This window comes from Pseudomonadota bacterium, assembly GCA_026388255.1.
Taxonomy (GTDB): Bacteria; Desulfobacterota; Syntrophorhabdia; order Syntrophorhabdales; family Syntrophorhabdaceae; genus JAPLKB01.
In genome coordinates, this window is sequence record JAPLKC010000037.1 from 1 (window position 1) to 16134 (window position 16134).

Below are 16134 nucleotides of genomic sequence, written 5' to 3' on the forward strand. Positions count from 1 at the left end.
TTCTCTCGTTACGTATTGCGTGTTGCCCGATGATGCATTGATGTAGGTCATGTTTCTCTCCTTTTTTTCTTACAGAAAAAACAAAGAGATAATGACCCTCTGATGGTCTAAGAATCAAGTATCATTTTGTTACGTATAGCAGGTGTTAATGGATACATTGGAGCGAAAATTGCCTTAGATTTTTTACAAAAAGGCAACAAGATAATCGGACTTGATTCGCGTTACGAGAATGTCTCCTCCTTAGCTAATAATCCCCATTTCCAATTTTTTAAAACCGATATTACTAACGCCACAACATTGCCCGATGAAGTCAGAGAGGCTGATATTCTGGTTCACTGTGCCGCACTTGTGCATAAGCAATCATCTGATTTATCGAGGGAAAATTATTTCAGGGTTAATTGTGAAGGAACAAAGAATATACTGAACTTTCTCGATAAAGGCAGGCTTAAACAGATTATTTTTCTCAGCACGGTGTCGGTATATGGAGATATATCAAACAATGTGGCTCCGGATGAAAATACGCCGACTAATCCGGAAGACTTCTATGGTGAAAGTAAATTGGCGGCGGAAAATGCAATCAGGGGGTTTTCTGAGAAATACCATATACCTTATACAATCTTCAGGTTGGTTCCCGTTTATGGGGACCTTTTTTTACTGAATATCAATAAAAGGATATATTTGCCGGGGAAGATAGCTTTTTATAAAATAGGGGCTGGGCGGCAATGTCTGTCGCTTGTTTCTGTTAATAATGTTGTTGATATTGTTGCTGCGTGCATAAATAATCCATTGTTTTTTAATGAAACTTTTATTGTGAAAGATGTGGAGGATTATTCGATTAACGGGATAATAGCAACTTTCAAAGATATGTATTCGCAAAGAGGCAAACCTGTTGTGCGGATACCATTGTGCATTCCTGAGACAGCTTTTAAGTTACTGGGTCTTGTTATGCCCGAAAAGGCTAAGTTTTATGAATATCAATTGAAGAAGATCGCCAAAGATGCTGTGTATTCAGGGGGGAAGCTTCGTTCGAGAGTTCAATTGAAATGGAACATAAAAAACACGCTGAAACAGTTGAGTAGGTGAGTAGAAAGATAAAAAAGGCAAGGCTTTTTTCACCACAGATGTAAATCTGATGAACACAGATGGATACGATATAATGATTGAGTTTGTGGACTGTATTGTGATAAACCGTCAATACAATCCACACTTCCTGCCTTTGCAGGGCAGAATAACTGACCTCTGTATACAGTAAGCCGTTCAACAATAGCACCGAAGGCGCTGATTGTTTTACCTGATTTGCCGCTCTATCCCAAATCAGGTAAAGAAAATATTCATCTGTGTTAATTTGCGAACATCTGTGGCTAAAAAAAAGAAAGGCAATGTAAGGAGTGAATAATAAGCGTATTTTCGATATTGTTGCGGCCACAATTTTATCAAGTATTCTTTGCATACCGATGCTGGTAGTGACGGTTATGGTGAAGCTAAGCTCCAGGGGGCTGGTGTTGCACTGGTCGGATAGGATAGGGATAGACAATAAAATATTTAAAATGCCAAAATTTAGAACAATGCGCATAGATACTCCTGATGTTGCTACGCACCTTTTAGAAAATCCTGATACTTACTTAACCCCTATAGGTCCTTTCCTGCGAAAGTTCAGTCTGGATGAATTTCCACAATTATGGAGTGTTTTAAAAGGCGATATGAGTTTTGTGGGGCCTCGCCCTGCTCTATATAATCAGGATGACCTTATTAAACAGAGAACAAAAAAAGGAATACATAAGATTATTCCCGGCATAACAGGATGGGCGCAGGTGAATGGCAGGGACAAACTGCCTATCCCAGTGAAAGTAGAATATGACGAATACTATTTGAAAAACAGATCGTTTTTATTTGATCTCAAGATATTATGGCTAACTTTCTATAAAGTTGTCAAAACAGAAGGGGTTAAACACTAAAATGAATTTAATGTCCCCCTCCCATGCCAAACGATTTTTATTTTTTATTTTTTTTGATATTGTATTAATTGCGTTTTCCCTCCTTTTTTCCTTCTTTTTTCATTTTGATTTTGATCTGAATGTTCCCTATCTAACCCTTATGCCGGGGGTGTTGCCTTATTTTATAGTGATTAAGCTGCTTTCCTTCGGAATATTCAGGGTATACCGGATGACTTGGAGATATGTAGGTATATTTGACCTTGTAAATATTGTCATTGCTCTTGTTGTTTCGGCAATGGTATTAATAATCCTGAGTCTGCCTATATCATCATTCTTGCACCTTAACTTATCTATTACAGGTTTCCCTAAAAGGATTATCCTTGAGGATAGTATCATTTCTGTATTTCTTATCTCAATTTTAAGAATATCGAAAAGGCTATACCTGGAAGTAATAAGGAAGAAAAGACCAACCAAAATGAGCAAAAGAACAATTATTATCGGGGCTGGAAATACTGGCGAGATGCTTATCAGGGATATGGCACGTAACAATTTTAACGAGTTTTATCCTATTGGATTTCTTGATAATGATAAGACTAAGGTAGGAACATATATACATGGAGTAAAGGTGCTCGATACAACAGATAGATTAAAAGATATTATTTCAATACATAGCGCCAATGCTTTAATAATAGCCATACCTTCTCTGAACCATACAATTCTTAAGGATATATACGATTCAGCTAAAAAATTAAACGTAGGTACCGTAAAGATTGTCCCCCGCATTTACAATTTTGATAAACCGGATATGAACCTTAAAGGGCTTGAAGATATAAGTATTGAAGACCTTATTGGGCGTCAGTCTGTTAAAATTGATTACAAAGAAATTAGGAACTTTTTAAATTACAAATCGGTCCTCATTACAGGCGCAGGGGGTTCGATAGGTGCTGAAATTGTTAGCCAGGTGTGTGCCTTTAATCCTGCCATGGTAATTCTTTTCGATATTGATGAGACAGAATTGCATAACCTCGGTCTTAAACTCAATAGACTATTTCCTCACATGTCCGGACAGGTACATTACATAACCGGCGATGTAAGGGATGAAATGAGGTTGAAAGAAGTTTTTGAGGGCTACCGGCCGCAGATTGTATTCCATGCCGCTGCATACAAACATGTGCCTATGATGGAATATAACCCGAAGGAGGCTGTGAAAGTAAATATTTTTGGCACATATAATCTTGCAAAGACGGCAGTGGAGTGTGGTGTTGAAAGATTTATCATGATTTCTACCGATAAAGCGGTGAGACCGACAAGTATCATGGGCGCGACAAAAAGAATGGCAGAGCATGTTTGTAAAGCGATGAATAATTTCGAATTTCGAATTTCTAATTTCAAATTGAAGAGCGAAACAAGAATTGAAACAAATACCGATTCACTCAACCCCTCAACCCCTCAACCCCTCAACCCCTCAACTAAATTCATATCCGTCCGGTTCGGTAATGTGCTGGGGAGCAGAGGTAGTGTGTTGCCGCTTTTTCTTGACCAGTTGAAACATGGCGGACCTCTTACGGTAACACATAAAGATATGAAAAGATATTTTATGACCATTCCAGAAGCAGTGTCTCTTGTGTTGCAGGCGTCTGGAATGGGCGAAGGAGGTGAGGTCTTTGTTCTTGATATGGGTGAACCGGTAAATATCATCGATGTAGCAGAAGAACTGATAAGGATACACGGTCTGGAACCATACAAGGATATTGATATAGAATTCACAGGCTTACGACCTGGGGAAAAGCTTTTTGAAGAGATCCTTACTGCCGAAGAAGGCACTGTTGCAAGCAAGCACGAGAAGGTTTTTATCGCAAAAAACAGTGAAAAATATTCCCTGGAGAACATCGAAGAAATCCTGAAGGAGTTCAGGGAGCTTATAGCGGAACCTTCGATCGGCAACAACGGTAAAGTAAAAGAAATACTTAAAAAATATGTGAAACATTATGAAGAACCGGAATAGTGTCCTTAAAATTCTTGGTTGGAGATATATCATAAAAAAATATCAGCCAAGACTATTTTCATATTCAATAAGGGAGGAGAAAGTATGAAAAAGAGATCAATAGTTGTTTTAATAAGCATTTTTTTCACGTTAACACTGTTTTTATCTGCTTATGCTATTGATACCGAGATTACCCGAAAGACAATGAACGGTCTCCAGGGTGTATGCGTAACGGTGGAAAATATTCAGCCGAATATCCAGAAATATGCTCAAAAAGCAGGCGTTACAAGGGAACAGATGCAGAAGGATATTGAAACAAAATTAAAATCAGCAGGCATTAAAGCACTTAACAGGGAAGAATGGCTTACCGCTCCGGGAAAGCCTATGCTTTATGTAAATGTGAATACTCACGAATATGAAAAATACTGGTATGCCTATGATATTAAGGTGGAATTACAACAGGTTGTTTCTCTTGAAATGAATCCGTCCATTAAAACTATGGCAGATACTTGGTCAACAAACATGACAGGTATAGCGAACATCGGCACCCTCAATTTAATAAGAAATAATGTGGGAGTATTATCTGAAAGGTTCATAAATGCATATAAGTCAGTAAATGGGAAAAAACAGTAAAAAACAACTTACAGTCTGGTTTCAAACTCGCAGCTTAATGAAATGGCTTTTTGAAAATGTAATGTGCAAAATGTATCAAACTTAATATAAAATCAATATAATAGCTCATAGTTTTTAATAATGTTAATATAACAGTTGTAAACACGAACAATGGGCTAATCAATACCCCCCCCGTTTTTAATCAACCACCCCAGTTTTTTCCGGCAGTAGAATCCCCTATAGTTTAATAAATCAGTTGTCAAATGCGATTACATGTTATATAAATTAACATGATCTATCTATTGCTTGCTGTTTTTTTGCTTCTCCCGCAATCTCTGACAGCAAACAATGAAATCACCGCTGCTTCTTATCTGCTTGTTGAAAAAGACACTTTTCAGGTCATATCCGGCATGGATTATCATGCAAAAATGGCGCCTGCAAGCACGACAAAAGTAATGACGGCTATCATGGCTATTGAGAAGCTTTCAGGGGAAGAGATGGTAGTGCCTGACAGTAACATGCACACAATTCCTGCGTCAAAGCTGAATCTTGTCCCGGATAGAAAATACAGAGCAATGGATCTGGTAAAAGGCGCATTGGTTAAATCTGCAAACGATGCTGCCTATGCGCTTGCCGTGCATATAGGCGGTACAGAGAGCAACTTCGCCCGCATGATGACCGAAAAAGCAGAGGAAATCGGCGCACACAACACACAGTTTAGAAATGCCTCGGGTCTTTTTGCTGATGGCCAGTATACAACCTGCTACGACCTTGCATTGATTTTCCGTTATGCTTTGTCAAATGAAACGTTCAAGGAAACATCTGCAACAAAATATTTTTTTTTCAACAAGGGCAGCCAAAATATAAAATACAAGAATCACAACAGACTTTTATTTTGTTTTGAGCCTACTATTGCCGGAAAGACAGGTTTTACAAAACTCTCAAGGCATTGTTATGTCGGTGCATTTGAGAAGGACGGGAAAGTGTATATTCTGTCCATGCTTGGCAGCAATAACCTCTGGGGTGATGTGATCCTGATATTGAAAAACCTTTTCAATGAATTGCCTTCCGATAAAGAAATAAAACTGGCAAAGGCAAGTCCGATTCTCCTTGCCTCTTATAGAGAAAACGGGGGAAACAAACAAATAAAACTAACAGCAAAGAAAAAAACGGCAGCAAAAAGTCCTGTTACCCTTACCTCTTACAAATCACAGAAAGATACGAAACCAACAGCAAAAAGAAAATTAAAAAACCACAAAAACCAGAAAAAACATAAGAATACAGCCAAAAAAGTTTAATGAAATTTAAGTATCCTGTAATAATATTCCTCATATTATTCCTTCCAATACAAATATATGCTCTGACCCTTGAGGAAGAAAGGAAATACGGACAGGAAATATATCGTGAAATAGCCAATTCCGTAACTATTAATAACGATCCCTATATCTCCATATATTTAGGCAACATAAAAGACAGTCTTGAAAACGCAACAAATTTACCGTTTCCCATAGTGCTTACCATTATAGAGTCGAATACGGTTGATGCCTTTGCCACAATCGGCGGTTATGTGTACTTGACAACCGGGCTTATCGGGATGTGCGATAAGGAAGCAGAGGTGGCCGGAGTGCTTGCACACGAGATTGCCCATATTGCAAAAAGGCATGTCGCCAAGCGTTTGGAGAAGGAAAAATATATCAATATCGGTATGTTGGCTACTCTTTTGGCAGGGATATTGATTCCTGACCCGAAAGCAAAGGAGACCATACTTGCTACCGGTAGCGCCTCTGCCATGACAATGTCACTTAAGTATTCCCGGGAAGACGAAGAAGAAGCCGACAGAGTTGGCGCTTACATTGCAGATAAAGCAGGATATGGCGCCCTTGGCACGGCTGATTTTTTAAGAAAATTGAGGTCAGGAGGGAGCGATAAAACCTTACCGCAATATCTTCTGACTCACCCCTATCATGAAGATCGGATCGTCAAAATTGAAAGCGCTTGGGCAGGAAGCAAAGTGCGGATAGACGGTGCCTTTTTCCCTTATCTGCTGGTAAGAATCAAGGTGCTTCACGGTCCTCTTACGGAAGGAATGAGGGATACATGGGTAAAGAAATACGCAAAAGATATTAACAACCCTTTAGCAATATATGGAATATCTCTTATGTACTCGCATATAGGTAATACAAATGACTCTGTCCATATTGCAAAAAGTATAAATTCGTCTTATAGAAGTCTGCTTCTCGGGGAAATCCTGGTGAATGCTCGTCAATACGAGGATGCCATTGGCGTGTTAAGGGACGAAACTTCCCCGATATCCCGTTTTTTTCTCGCAAAGGCTTATGAAGGCTATGGCGACAGGGGGATGGCGCTGAGCCTTTTTGGCGAATTATTGCAGTACGGGAGAATCTATCCGGAAATATATCACCGGTACGGTATGCTGCTGGGAAGAAGCGGCAGCCAGGCAAAGGGGTACGAATATCTTGGCCGGTATTATCTGGAGATAGGCAAACAGCAACTTGCAAGAAGCAACCTTGAAAAAGCCATAACAAAGTATGGAATTAATTCGCAAGAAGCGAAGGATATATTAAAACTCCTTGGCACGATAAAATAATAACCCTGTAAACTTAATATATTACAGGATTGTCAGCATCATTTAATCAATTGATTCCTCGCAGCCCTGCTGCGGGGAGGTTCATTTTAATTTATTGACACTTTTTAAAATTCTTTCTTATAATGACAAATCGTTTCTATGATATGATGAACATTGTTTTGCAGGAAGGATAATATGGCGAAGAAGCATTTCGGATTAATGGCGGTTTTTGTGTTTGTTTTAGGTTTTTACTGTTTAGGATTTACTGCAAACTACAAACCGGAGTATAAGATGAGCATAATTGTTGGCCCGACAGGTCCCTGGGGGGAATCTGCCGCACGGTTTGCAGATGGAGTAAAAAAAGCTACGGACGGAAGGATTAACATAAAGCCTTACTATAATGGACAACTTTTTGCCGGAAAACAGACCAATGAATTTCTTTTGATGAAACAAGGAGTTATAGACTTCGCCCTTGGCTCTACCATAAACTGGTCCCCAACTGTAAAAGAGTTGAACATCTTTTCACTCCCCTTCTTTTTCCCTGGTTACAAGGCCCTTGATACCGTTGAAAACGGAGAGGTTGGCAAACAACTTTTTAAGCTCATCGAAGAAAAAGGTGTAATTGGGCTTGGATGGTGTGAAAATGGTTTCAGAGATCTTACGAACAACAAAAGAAACATAAAAAAACCTGAGGACATTAAAGGTCTTAAGGTAAGGGTGGTAAGCTCGCCCATATTTATTGACACATTCAAAGCAATAGGGGCAAACCCTGTATCTATGAACTGGGGGGAGGCACTGAGCGCATTTCAGCAGGGAACAGTTGACGGACAGGAAAATCCTGTGGTTTCAGTTACTATTCCGAATAAGTTGTGGCAGGTTCATAAATATATAACTGTATGGAATTATGCTATCGATCCTATTATCCTTGGTGCAAGCAAACAGGCCTGGGATAGCTTTGATCAAAAGGACAGGGATGCGATTAAAACAGTTGCGGCAGAGGTGGCAAGATGGCAGAAAAAAGGTGCAAGAGAGGGGCTGGAACATAATGCAGTTTCACTTGATATTTTAAGAAAAAACGGAATGGAAGTAACGATACTCACACCCGCACAGATAAAAACTTTTAAAGATATGACTAAGCCGGTATATGAAAAATGGGAAAGGGAGATAGGCATAGAACTGGTAAAAGCTGCCGAAAAGGACATTCAGAAGGCAGCAAGGATTAGATAAAAAATGTTCAGGAAGATATATGAAAACCTGGAAGAGGCAGCAGGTGTCTTACTCCTCGGTATTATGGCAGTATTTGCCTTTTTAAATGTAATCACCCGCTATTTTATCCATTACTCTTTTGCTTCAACAGAAGAGATTGAAGTTGCCTGTCTTGTCTGGCTAACCTTACTGGGAACTGCTGCCGGATTCAGGAGGGGGATTCATCTGGGGTTCAATTTGCTCGAACTCCGTTTTCCGAGTCTGGGAAAGAAGATTCTCTTCCCTCTTGCCTCTATAATGACGATTATTACCGTTTGCATCCTGATATGGGTCAGCCTGCTTCAGATCAGAGATGAAATAGCGCTTGGAATAAGCACGGAAGCACTTGGCATCCCACAGTGGTGGTATACGCTTGCCATGCCGGTAGGCGGGATTTTAATGCTGTTTCGCATATCAGAAGCGCTGTGTAGGAACTTTAAAAAAGAGCGCCTCTGATATGGAACAGGTGGTCATATTTTTTCTAATATTTTTAATTCTTCTTGTTCTTGGCATACCTATCGCGATCTCCCTCGGCTTTACTTCTGTCCTTCTCATATGGAAATATAATCTGGGGATAGAGATCATTGCCCCTGCTTTTTATGCCAGTGCGGCAAAATTTCAACTTCTGGCACTTCCCTTCTTCATTCTTGCCGGTCTTATTTTGGAACGGTGCGGGATTTCAAAGAGGCTTATCCGCTTAGTAAGTTTGCTTGTCGGCCCGATACCCGGTGGGCTTGCAATTGTAACCATCATTGTCGGAGTAATCTTTGCAGGAATTTCCGGATCAGGTCCTGCGGATACGGCAGCCCTTGGGGTTGTATTATTCCCTGCCATGGTTGCAATGGGTTATGATAAGGGCTACGCGTCAGCGCTTATCGCAAGCACAGGTTCTCTTGCCATTGTTATACCGCCAAGTATTGCCTTTATTATCTATGGAGTCATAACAGCTACCTCTGTCCCTGCCCTCTTTGCGGCAGGGGTGATTCCAGGTGTTATTACTGCACTTTTTCTTATCGTACCATCGTATTTTATCGCCCGGAAACATGGATGGAAAGGCGAAAGGTGGGGCACATTGAAAGAAATACGGCAGGCTTTTAAGGAGGCTATATGGGGGCTATTCGCCCCTGTTTTTATCTTAAGCGGAATATACGGCGGTATTTTTACTGCAACCGAAGCAGCGGTAATGGCAATTTTTTACGGGCTCTTTGTGGGATTTGTCATATACCGGAGCCTTAACGTTAAAATTCTTTACGGTATATTCAGGGATGCCTTGCTTTCTTCGGCAGTTGTTATGTTTATTGTGGCTTTTGCAGGACTCTTTTCGTGGACCGGCTCTACACTGGGCGTGATGGACAAAACCGCTATGTCTCTCCTTTCACTTTCTTCCGACCCTTTTATCATACTCCTTCTTGTAAATATCATGCTTTTCATTGCCGGAATGCTCATGGACGCAGTCTCTATTTATTACATATTCCTGCCAATTCTCATACCGATAATGTATCATTTCAACTGGGACCCTATCTGGTTCGGGGTTGTTATGACCCTGAATCTTGCCATCGGTCAGATAACACCTCCGGTGGCCGTAAACCTGTATGTTATTGCTAATATAGCAGATCTCAGCCTTGATAAGGTTTCCAGGTCGGTTGTTCCCTTTGTTGCTACCATGCTTGTGGCACTGCTTGTAACGATATTTTTTCCATCTTTGTCAACGTACCTGCCGACTTTATTAGGACTGAAATAAGAGTGTGGGAGTAATTGAACCGTCTTCTGACAGTTCTTTACCGGAATGCTCTCCTCTTCTTTTTTCTTATGGGGTTCGGGACAAGGAGGTCAATAATATCATCCACCGTGATGACCCCTTTTATCTTCTCATCTTCGCCAATAACGGGGATTGCAATGAAGTCATATTTTGATATGATTTCTGCTATATCTTGCCGTTCAGCCTCGCTATGCACGAATTTTACATTCTGCGTCATGATATCTTCCAATTTTGCATACAGCGGGCTTGTAAGAAGTTTTTTTAACGTCAGAACGCCAAGCAGGTGGTCGTTATCGTCTACTACATAGATATAATATATAAATTCAACATCAGGTGCAAGCAGTCTGATGTTGGCCAATACCTCATCGATTGTCATATCCGGAGGAAAATCAAGAAATTCGCTTGTCATCAGGCCGCCCGCCGTATCTTCCTCGTAGCTCAACAGGTCTTTCACCTCTGTTGCTTCTTCACTTTCCATTAGCGAGAGAAGTTCTTCGGATGCCTCTTCGGGCATATCCCCCAATATATCCGCAGCTTCATCCGGGGGCATCTCTTCAAGGATGTCAGAGATCATCTCCTTATCCATCTCTTTGAAAATCTTTTCTCTTACTTCTGTTGAGACTTCGTGGAGCGCTTCTCCTGCCAGTTCTTCATCAACAGATGACAGCAATAATGTTCCTTCTTCCGGCAGAATCTCGCTCAGGATCTGTGCCAGATCTGACGGATGCATTTCACCGAGCTGTTTTCTTGCAACATTTAAGGTTAAATTCCTTAAATGAGGGTCAATAGTCTGGAGAAAATTCCAGTCGATAATATGTTCTTTAATAGGTTTTTTAAAAAGCACAAGGGCCTTCTGAATCGTCTGTCCACCGTCTATTCTCCGAAGAATCCCGTTGAGCCCCACATCAATGCCCACTATACAGACAATGCCGTCACTCTCGCCAAGTTTTAAATCGTTCACTCTTACAACCTTTGCACCGTTTACATCGAGTATTTGTTTATCGAGGATATGCCTCTTTATCAGTATATCGCCTTCCTGATACCTGTAATTTGCCAGAGGCTTTTCTGACAGGTTAAGTGTAATGACAAATCTGTTAAAGAGATGGACGTCTGTAACGGAAACCTCGAATAGCTGTTTCCTGTTCTTCAGTACCAGTTTAATCACTCCAGGAAATCTGGCTCCGGGAACAATCACAAGGTCCCAGAGCGCCCCTACCCTTTTCCCGTGCTGGTCAATAACAACCTTTTTCAGCACCTCGCTCAGATAAACATCTGTTATATAAGTCATGTTTCATTTTATCACCAAGCATTGTATATGACAACGATTTATTGAGTGATAAAGTCTGCCTCTCAAATATAAATTTCTGCAAGAACCATAAAATTTGACAGGGCAGGCTATAAATCCTGAGCCAACAGTTCAATGATCTTTGTTTCAATTACGGATATATCTATCATATCCATATCCTGTCTGAACGTCAGGAAGCGCCCCCTTGGATGCCATATAAGCGGGTTGAAATCAATAAAAATCGTAATAGAAAAAAGACCGCACATGCCTGCAAGATGAGCCATGCCGGAATCATTAGAAACGAATATACCGCCATCCTGAAAGAATTCCTTGATATCAGAGAGTTCCTGAAAAGATATTTTGTCCTTAATATCTATGTTTATGCCCAGTGATTCAAGAATACACACGTTAATATCTTTTGACTTCAATGAGTTGTAAAGCCCTATAAAGTTATCAAGAGGCCATTTTTTCTTTTGAAAGCCTCTTTCAGGGTAGAGGATCGTCCGGTATAAGGGTTTTGACTTTATTTCTTTTTTAATTGCCTCAATCCCATATTGTGCAAGTTGCGCCAGTTGGTAATCTTCAACATGAACATTGTTGGCAACATGGTTATTATTGGTTTCACCTGTGAGCTGTGAATTGTGAACAATTAACCGGTCTTCCGGATACATCTCTATAAATATAAGAGGCTCCCTCGAAAAACCCTGCCATCTTTGCCTTAAGTTTCCTTCCCTGTCTTTTCCTATAAATATGATCTGTTTATAAATGATGTCCGGACAATGACTTGAAAAAAGGTGAAGCCATTTTATCGATTCAATCCTGTGAATTTTTGCAAAATATTCGTCAAATAGTTTTAGAAATCTTGTGTATCCCAATGCTTCGATATTTCCTTCAAAATGTTTTGATAAAGAAAGGAATGTTGACTCGGAAAGGCACATATCCCCAAGTCCGCCGAGATGAATGAGGAAGGTTTTGTCGCTGTTCCCGTTTGCATCCATGTTTAAATAGTATTTTATAAACCGATATATTGTCAATACTTCCCTGGTATTGTCCGGACCAAGCTCCTTCCAACTGTTTAAGTAACGACTGCTAACTAAATTATTCAGAACGTAAAGGCTTAAAATATCGGGAGGTTTACCACAAGTAACGGGTTTTGAATTCCCCATGGATGACTGCCCGGTGTTCTTTTAAGTGGACTTTTTAAGTAATATCTCGTAATATTTAACACATCGGGGCGTAGCGCAGCATGGTTTAGCGCACCTGCTTGGGGTGCAGGAGGCCGCAGGTTCAAATCCCGTCGCCCCGATTCTATTTCTTTAAGGTGTCCCTTGCAAATTCTTTTAACAAACGATGACGGTATTCACTCGGAGGGGCTTGCATTGCTGAGGGAATGTCTGTTGAAGCAACACGATGTGTATGTTATGGCGCCTGAGAAGGAAAGAACATGCGTCGGACATGCGATCACTCTCCATAAGCCTTTACGTGTGAAGGATTTAGGGGACAGGGTGTTTGCTTCAAATGGAACGCCTGTTGATTGCGTCCTGCTTGGACTAAAGACGCTGTTCTCTCAACCACCTGATTTTATTATATCCGGAATCAACAAGGGCCCCAATATGGGTCAGGATATTAATTATTCCGGAACTGTTGCAGCAGCGAGAGAAGGAGCTTTTCTGGGCATACCTTCTATGGCTGTTTCAATTAATGCAAGAAAAGATTATCGCTTTGCCGATGCAGCTAAAATTACCGAAGATATTATCGGCATGATGAAGGGTAGTACCTGCCTTGCCCGGACATTTTTAAATATTAATATCCCCAATATATCCTATGAAAATATAAAAGATTTTATGGTGACAAGGCTCGGGAAAAGGGTTTATAATGATGCTATAGTTGAAAGAATTGACCCGAGGGGCGGGAGATATTACTGGATAGGCGGGAATAGCCACAGCTTTGATTTGATTGAAGGCACCGATTTTTATGCAGTAGAAAACGGTTATGCATCGATTACACCAATAGATGTGGATACAATAAGTGACGGCTCAATAAATATATTAAAACAATATTTAGACAGTAAAAGCTTGGAGCGATGTTCAAAGTAAGAACTAAGAGTTATTGCAAAATTCACGAATGAACTGAGTTTGGCTATGAAATTTTATATTGAAACATTAGGTTGTCAGATGAATGAGCATGATTCGGAGAAAATGGCACATCTTCTCCGAATTGCCGGTTACGAGCATATTGATAACGCTCAAGAGGCGGATATTGTTATCGTTAATACATGTTGTGTCCGGGAAAAAGCCGAGCAGAAGTTCTATAGTCTTATGGGCAGGCTGAAGAGGATTAAAGCTATGAAGGGGACAATTCTGGGGGTGACCGGCTGCATTGCTCAGATGGAAAAAGAATCTATCTCCGACAGACTCCCTTTTATAGATTTTTCTCTGGGCACTTCCAGCATTCATAAAGTTCAGGAAGCCATTGAACATGCCTCAAAAAAAACCAGATTCCTTGAATTTTCCGAAAACGGGTGCGGCAATACCATGTTTGCAGGGCCGGAAAATGTAAATGGAGGGATTAAAAAATTTATTACTATTATGAAAGGATGCAACAACTTTTGCAGCTACTGTATCGTACCATATGTAAGGGGCAGGGAGGCAAGCAGGGACAGTACGGGTATCCTGAAAGAAATCTATGAGCTGGCAAAAAAAGGTATTAGGGATGTGACACTTCTCGGCCAGAACGTTAACTCTTACAACATTGGAACGGATGGAATCTCCTTTCCTGAACTGCTGCAAGCTATAAACAGGATAGAGGGAATTGAGAGGATCAGGTTTGTTACTTCTCACCCGAAAGATTTGTCTGACAAACTTATTGACTGCTTCGGAAGTATCGAGAAATTATGTGAGCAGATTCACCTGCCCTTTCAGTCAGGCTCCGACAAGGTCTTAAAGCTGATGAACAGAGGTTACACGGTCGATGAATACAAAGAAAAGATACGTCGGCTGAGAAACAGGTATCATGATATCGCCATTACAGGGGATTGCATCGTTGGCTTCCCAGGGGAGGGTGAGAAGGCCTTCGAGGAGACCATGCAAATGATAAAAGATATTGAATTTGACAGTATATTCTCTTTTGCTTATTCTCCGAGAAAATATACTTCCGCCTCAACCCTGCCGGATGAGGTGCCCAGAGATATAGCACAAAAAAGACTGAAGCACTTGCAGGAAGCCCAGAAGGCAATAACATTAAAAAAGAACAGGACAATCGAGGGCAGCATTTTAGAGGTTTTGGTCGAAGGCTTGAGCAAGAATTCAAATGAAGACCTTATGGGAAGGACAAGAACAAACAAGATTGTCAATTTTGCAGGCAATGAAGATATGATTGGGAAGTTGGTGCATGTGAAAATAGTAAAAGGTTATGCAAATTCTCTGAAAGGGGAACTTGAAAAAGCAGGTGACAGGAAATATAGTGCCATATAACCCTGGCGACTGTATTGCGGAGGTATGAATGTTAAAAGAAATGAAGGTTGCAGGCATTACTGTAGACCCCTTTACCAACACTCCGATTGTGCTTCTTAAAGACGTGGATGAAAAGGATGTTCTTCCTATCTGGATCGGCCTGCTTGAGGCTTCGAGCATTGCTACGGCGCTGGAAAACATAAATACGCCAAGGCCTATGACTCATGACCTTTTAAAGAATATACTCGACCATCTGGGTGTTAGGGTTATCAGGATCGAGGTGAATGACCTTAAGGATAACACGTATTATGCATTATTGTATCTCGATGTAGATAATAAAAGACTTGTTGTTGATTCAAGACCGAGTGATGCCATAGCAATCGCCTTAAGAACCGGGGCGCCGATATTTGTTGAAGAGACTGTTATAAAAAAATCGGCTAAAATTGACCTCTCCGGAAAGGGCGACAAGGTGGTTACCGATGTAAACGAGTGGGAAGAGATACTCGAAAACCTCTCACCCGATGATTTTGGTAAATACAAGATGTAATTATGGTTATCCGGTTTCTTTTGCCTGCCCTGCAAAAGAAAAAAAGGAATGGAGAGAAGATAAATGATAGATTTACATACTCACTCATTATTAAGCGATGGTGAACTGCTCCCCGCAGAACTTGCGAGAAGGGCAAAAGTCATAGGTTACAAAACCATAGGAATATCCGATCATGTTGATCATACCAATATAGAGACTGTTATCCGCTCCATACTGAAGCTGAGCGAGAAAATTACCTATCATGAAGGCATAACAATTCTTCCCGGAGTAGAGATTACCCATGTTCCCAAAGGACTTATTAAGGAATTGATTGGGTTTGCCCGGAAACTGGGTATATTCTATGTGGTTGTTCACGGAGAAACCATCGCAGAGCCGGTAGAAGAAGGGACAAACAGGGCGGCAATCGAAGGCGGGGCCGATATAATAGCGCACCCGGGTCTTATTAAAGAGGCAGATGCTGCATTTGCACAGGAAAAAGGAGTTCTCCTTGAAATCACCAGCAGAAAAGGACATTCCCTTGCAAACGGTCATGTGGCATTAATGGCAAAGAAAGCAGGCGCAAAGCTGGTATTTAATACGGATTCCCACAGCCCCTCTGATCTGGCAACCGAATATGGGGCTAAAAGGATAATCATGGGCGCAGGGCTTTTTGAGGAAGATTTTTATATAATGCAAAAGAATGCTGAAGAACTTGTAAGAAAGGTCCTTAAGCAATAAAGAATTAATGAA

15 protein-coding genes and 1 tRNA gene are annotated in these 16134 nt (G+C 40.8%); 14 read left to right on the top strand and 2 right to left on the bottom strand.

Annotated features, from left to right (window positions below):
- Positions 1-126: 126 nt before the first annotated feature.
- The 9 genes from NT178_04450 to NT178_04490 all read left to right on the top strand — a co-directional run bounded on the left by NT178_04450 (position 127) and on the right by NT178_04490 (position 10103).
- Complete coding sequence (locus tag NT178_04450) at positions 127-1083, top strand: NAD(P)-dependent oxidoreductase (protein MCX5811779.1); 957 nt, start codon at positions 127-129, stop codon at positions 1081-1083.
- Between the two features lie 305 nt (positions 1084-1388).
- Entirely contained in the window at positions 1389-1955 is a 567-nt protein-coding gene (locus NT178_04455) for a sugar transferase (protein ID MCX5811780.1), read from the top strand.
- Between the two features lies 1 nt (position 1956).
- Positions 1957-3939: a nucleoside-diphosphate sugar epimerase/dehydratase gene (locus NT178_04460; protein MCX5811781.1), complete on the top strand. Its 1983-nt coding sequence runs from the start codon at positions 1957-1959 to the stop codon at positions 3937-3939.
- A gap of 84 nt (positions 3940-4023) precedes the next feature.
- Positions 4024-4551 carry a hypothetical protein gene (locus tag NT178_04465; protein MCX5811782.1) on the top strand — a complete coding sequence of 176 codons (528 nt, stop codon included), beginning with the start codon at positions 4024-4026 and terminating at the stop codon, positions 4549-4551.
- A 269-nt stretch (positions 4552-4820) separates the two neighbouring features.
- Positions 4821-5828 (top strand): serine hydrolase, encoded by a 1008-nt coding sequence (locus NT178_04470; GenBank protein ID MCX5811783.1) that lies wholly within the window; start codon positions 4821-4823, stop codon positions 5826-5828.
- On the top strand, positions 5828-7138 hold the full coding sequence (locus tag NT178_04475) for a M48 family metalloprotease (protein ID MCX5811784.1): 1311 nt from the start codon (positions 5828-5830) through the stop codon (positions 7136-7138). Before NT178_04470 ends, NT178_04475 begins: the two co-directional genes overlap by 1 nt.
- 174 nt (positions 7139-7312) lie before the next feature.
- Entirely contained in the window at positions 7313-8344 is a 1032-nt protein-coding gene (locus NT178_04480) for a DctP family TRAP transporter solute-binding subunit (GenBank protein ID MCX5811785.1), read from the top strand.
- A gap of 3 nt (positions 8345-8347) precedes the next feature.
- The gene (locus tag NT178_04485) at positions 8348-8818 is read left to right on the top strand and encodes a TRAP transporter small permease (GenBank protein MCX5811786.1); all 471 of its coding nucleotides are present in this window, start codon (positions 8348-8350) and stop codon (positions 8816-8818) included.
- Between the two features lies 1 nt (position 8819).
- Entirely contained in the window at positions 8820-10103 is a 1284-nt protein-coding gene (locus NT178_04490) for a TRAP transporter large permease (GenBank protein ID MCX5811787.1), read from the top strand.
- Positions 10104-10140: 37 nt separating this feature from the next.
- Here NT178_04490 and NT178_04495 read toward each other — a convergent pair whose 3' ends face one another.
- Together NT178_04495 and NT178_04500 are read right to left on the bottom strand one after the other, a co-directional pair.
- Positions 10141-11409, bottom strand: coding sequence for a CBS domain-containing protein (locus NT178_04495; GenBank protein MCX5811788.1), 1269 nt, complete (start codon positions 11407-11409; stop codon positions 10141-10143).
- A gap of 107 nt (positions 11410-11516) precedes the next feature.
- Positions 11517-12404: a hypothetical protein gene (locus tag NT178_04500; GenBank protein MCX5811789.1), complete on the bottom strand. Its 888-nt coding sequence runs from the start codon at positions 12402-12404 to the stop codon at positions 11517-11519.
- A 232-nt stretch (positions 12405-12636) separates the two neighbouring features.
- Between NT178_04500 and NT178_04505 the strand changes: the two genes are divergently transcribed.
- The 5 genes from NT178_04505 to NT178_04525 all read left to right on the top strand — a co-directional run bounded on the left by NT178_04505 (position 12637) and on the right by NT178_04525 (position 16122).
- A tRNA-Pro gene (locus tag NT178_04505) sits at positions 12637-12712 on the top strand.
- A gap of 22 nt (positions 12713-12734) precedes the next feature.
- A complete protein-coding gene (surE, locus tag NT178_04510; protein ID MCX5811790.1) occupies positions 12735-13502 on the top strand; it encodes a 5'/3'-nucleotidase SurE in 768 nt (255 codons plus the stop codon).
- Positions 13503-13547: 45 nt separating this feature from the next.
- Positions 13548-14879 (top strand): tRNA (N6-isopentenyl adenosine(37)-C2)-methylthiotransferase MiaB, encoded by a 1332-nt coding sequence (miaB, locus tag NT178_04515; protein ID MCX5811791.1) that lies wholly within the window; start codon positions 13548-13550, stop codon positions 14877-14879.
- Between the two features lie 28 nt (positions 14880-14907).
- A complete protein-coding gene (locus NT178_04520) occupies positions 14908-15405 on the top strand; it encodes a bifunctional nuclease family protein (protein MCX5811792.1) in 498 nt (165 codons plus the stop codon).
- Positions 15406-15468: 63 nt separating this feature from the next.
- On the top strand, positions 15469-16122 hold the full coding sequence (locus NT178_04525; GenBank protein ID MCX5811793.1) for a histidinol phosphate phosphatase domain-containing protein: 654 nt from the start codon (positions 15469-15471) through the stop codon (positions 16120-16122).
- The last annotated feature ends 12 nt before the right edge of the window (positions 16123-16134 follow it).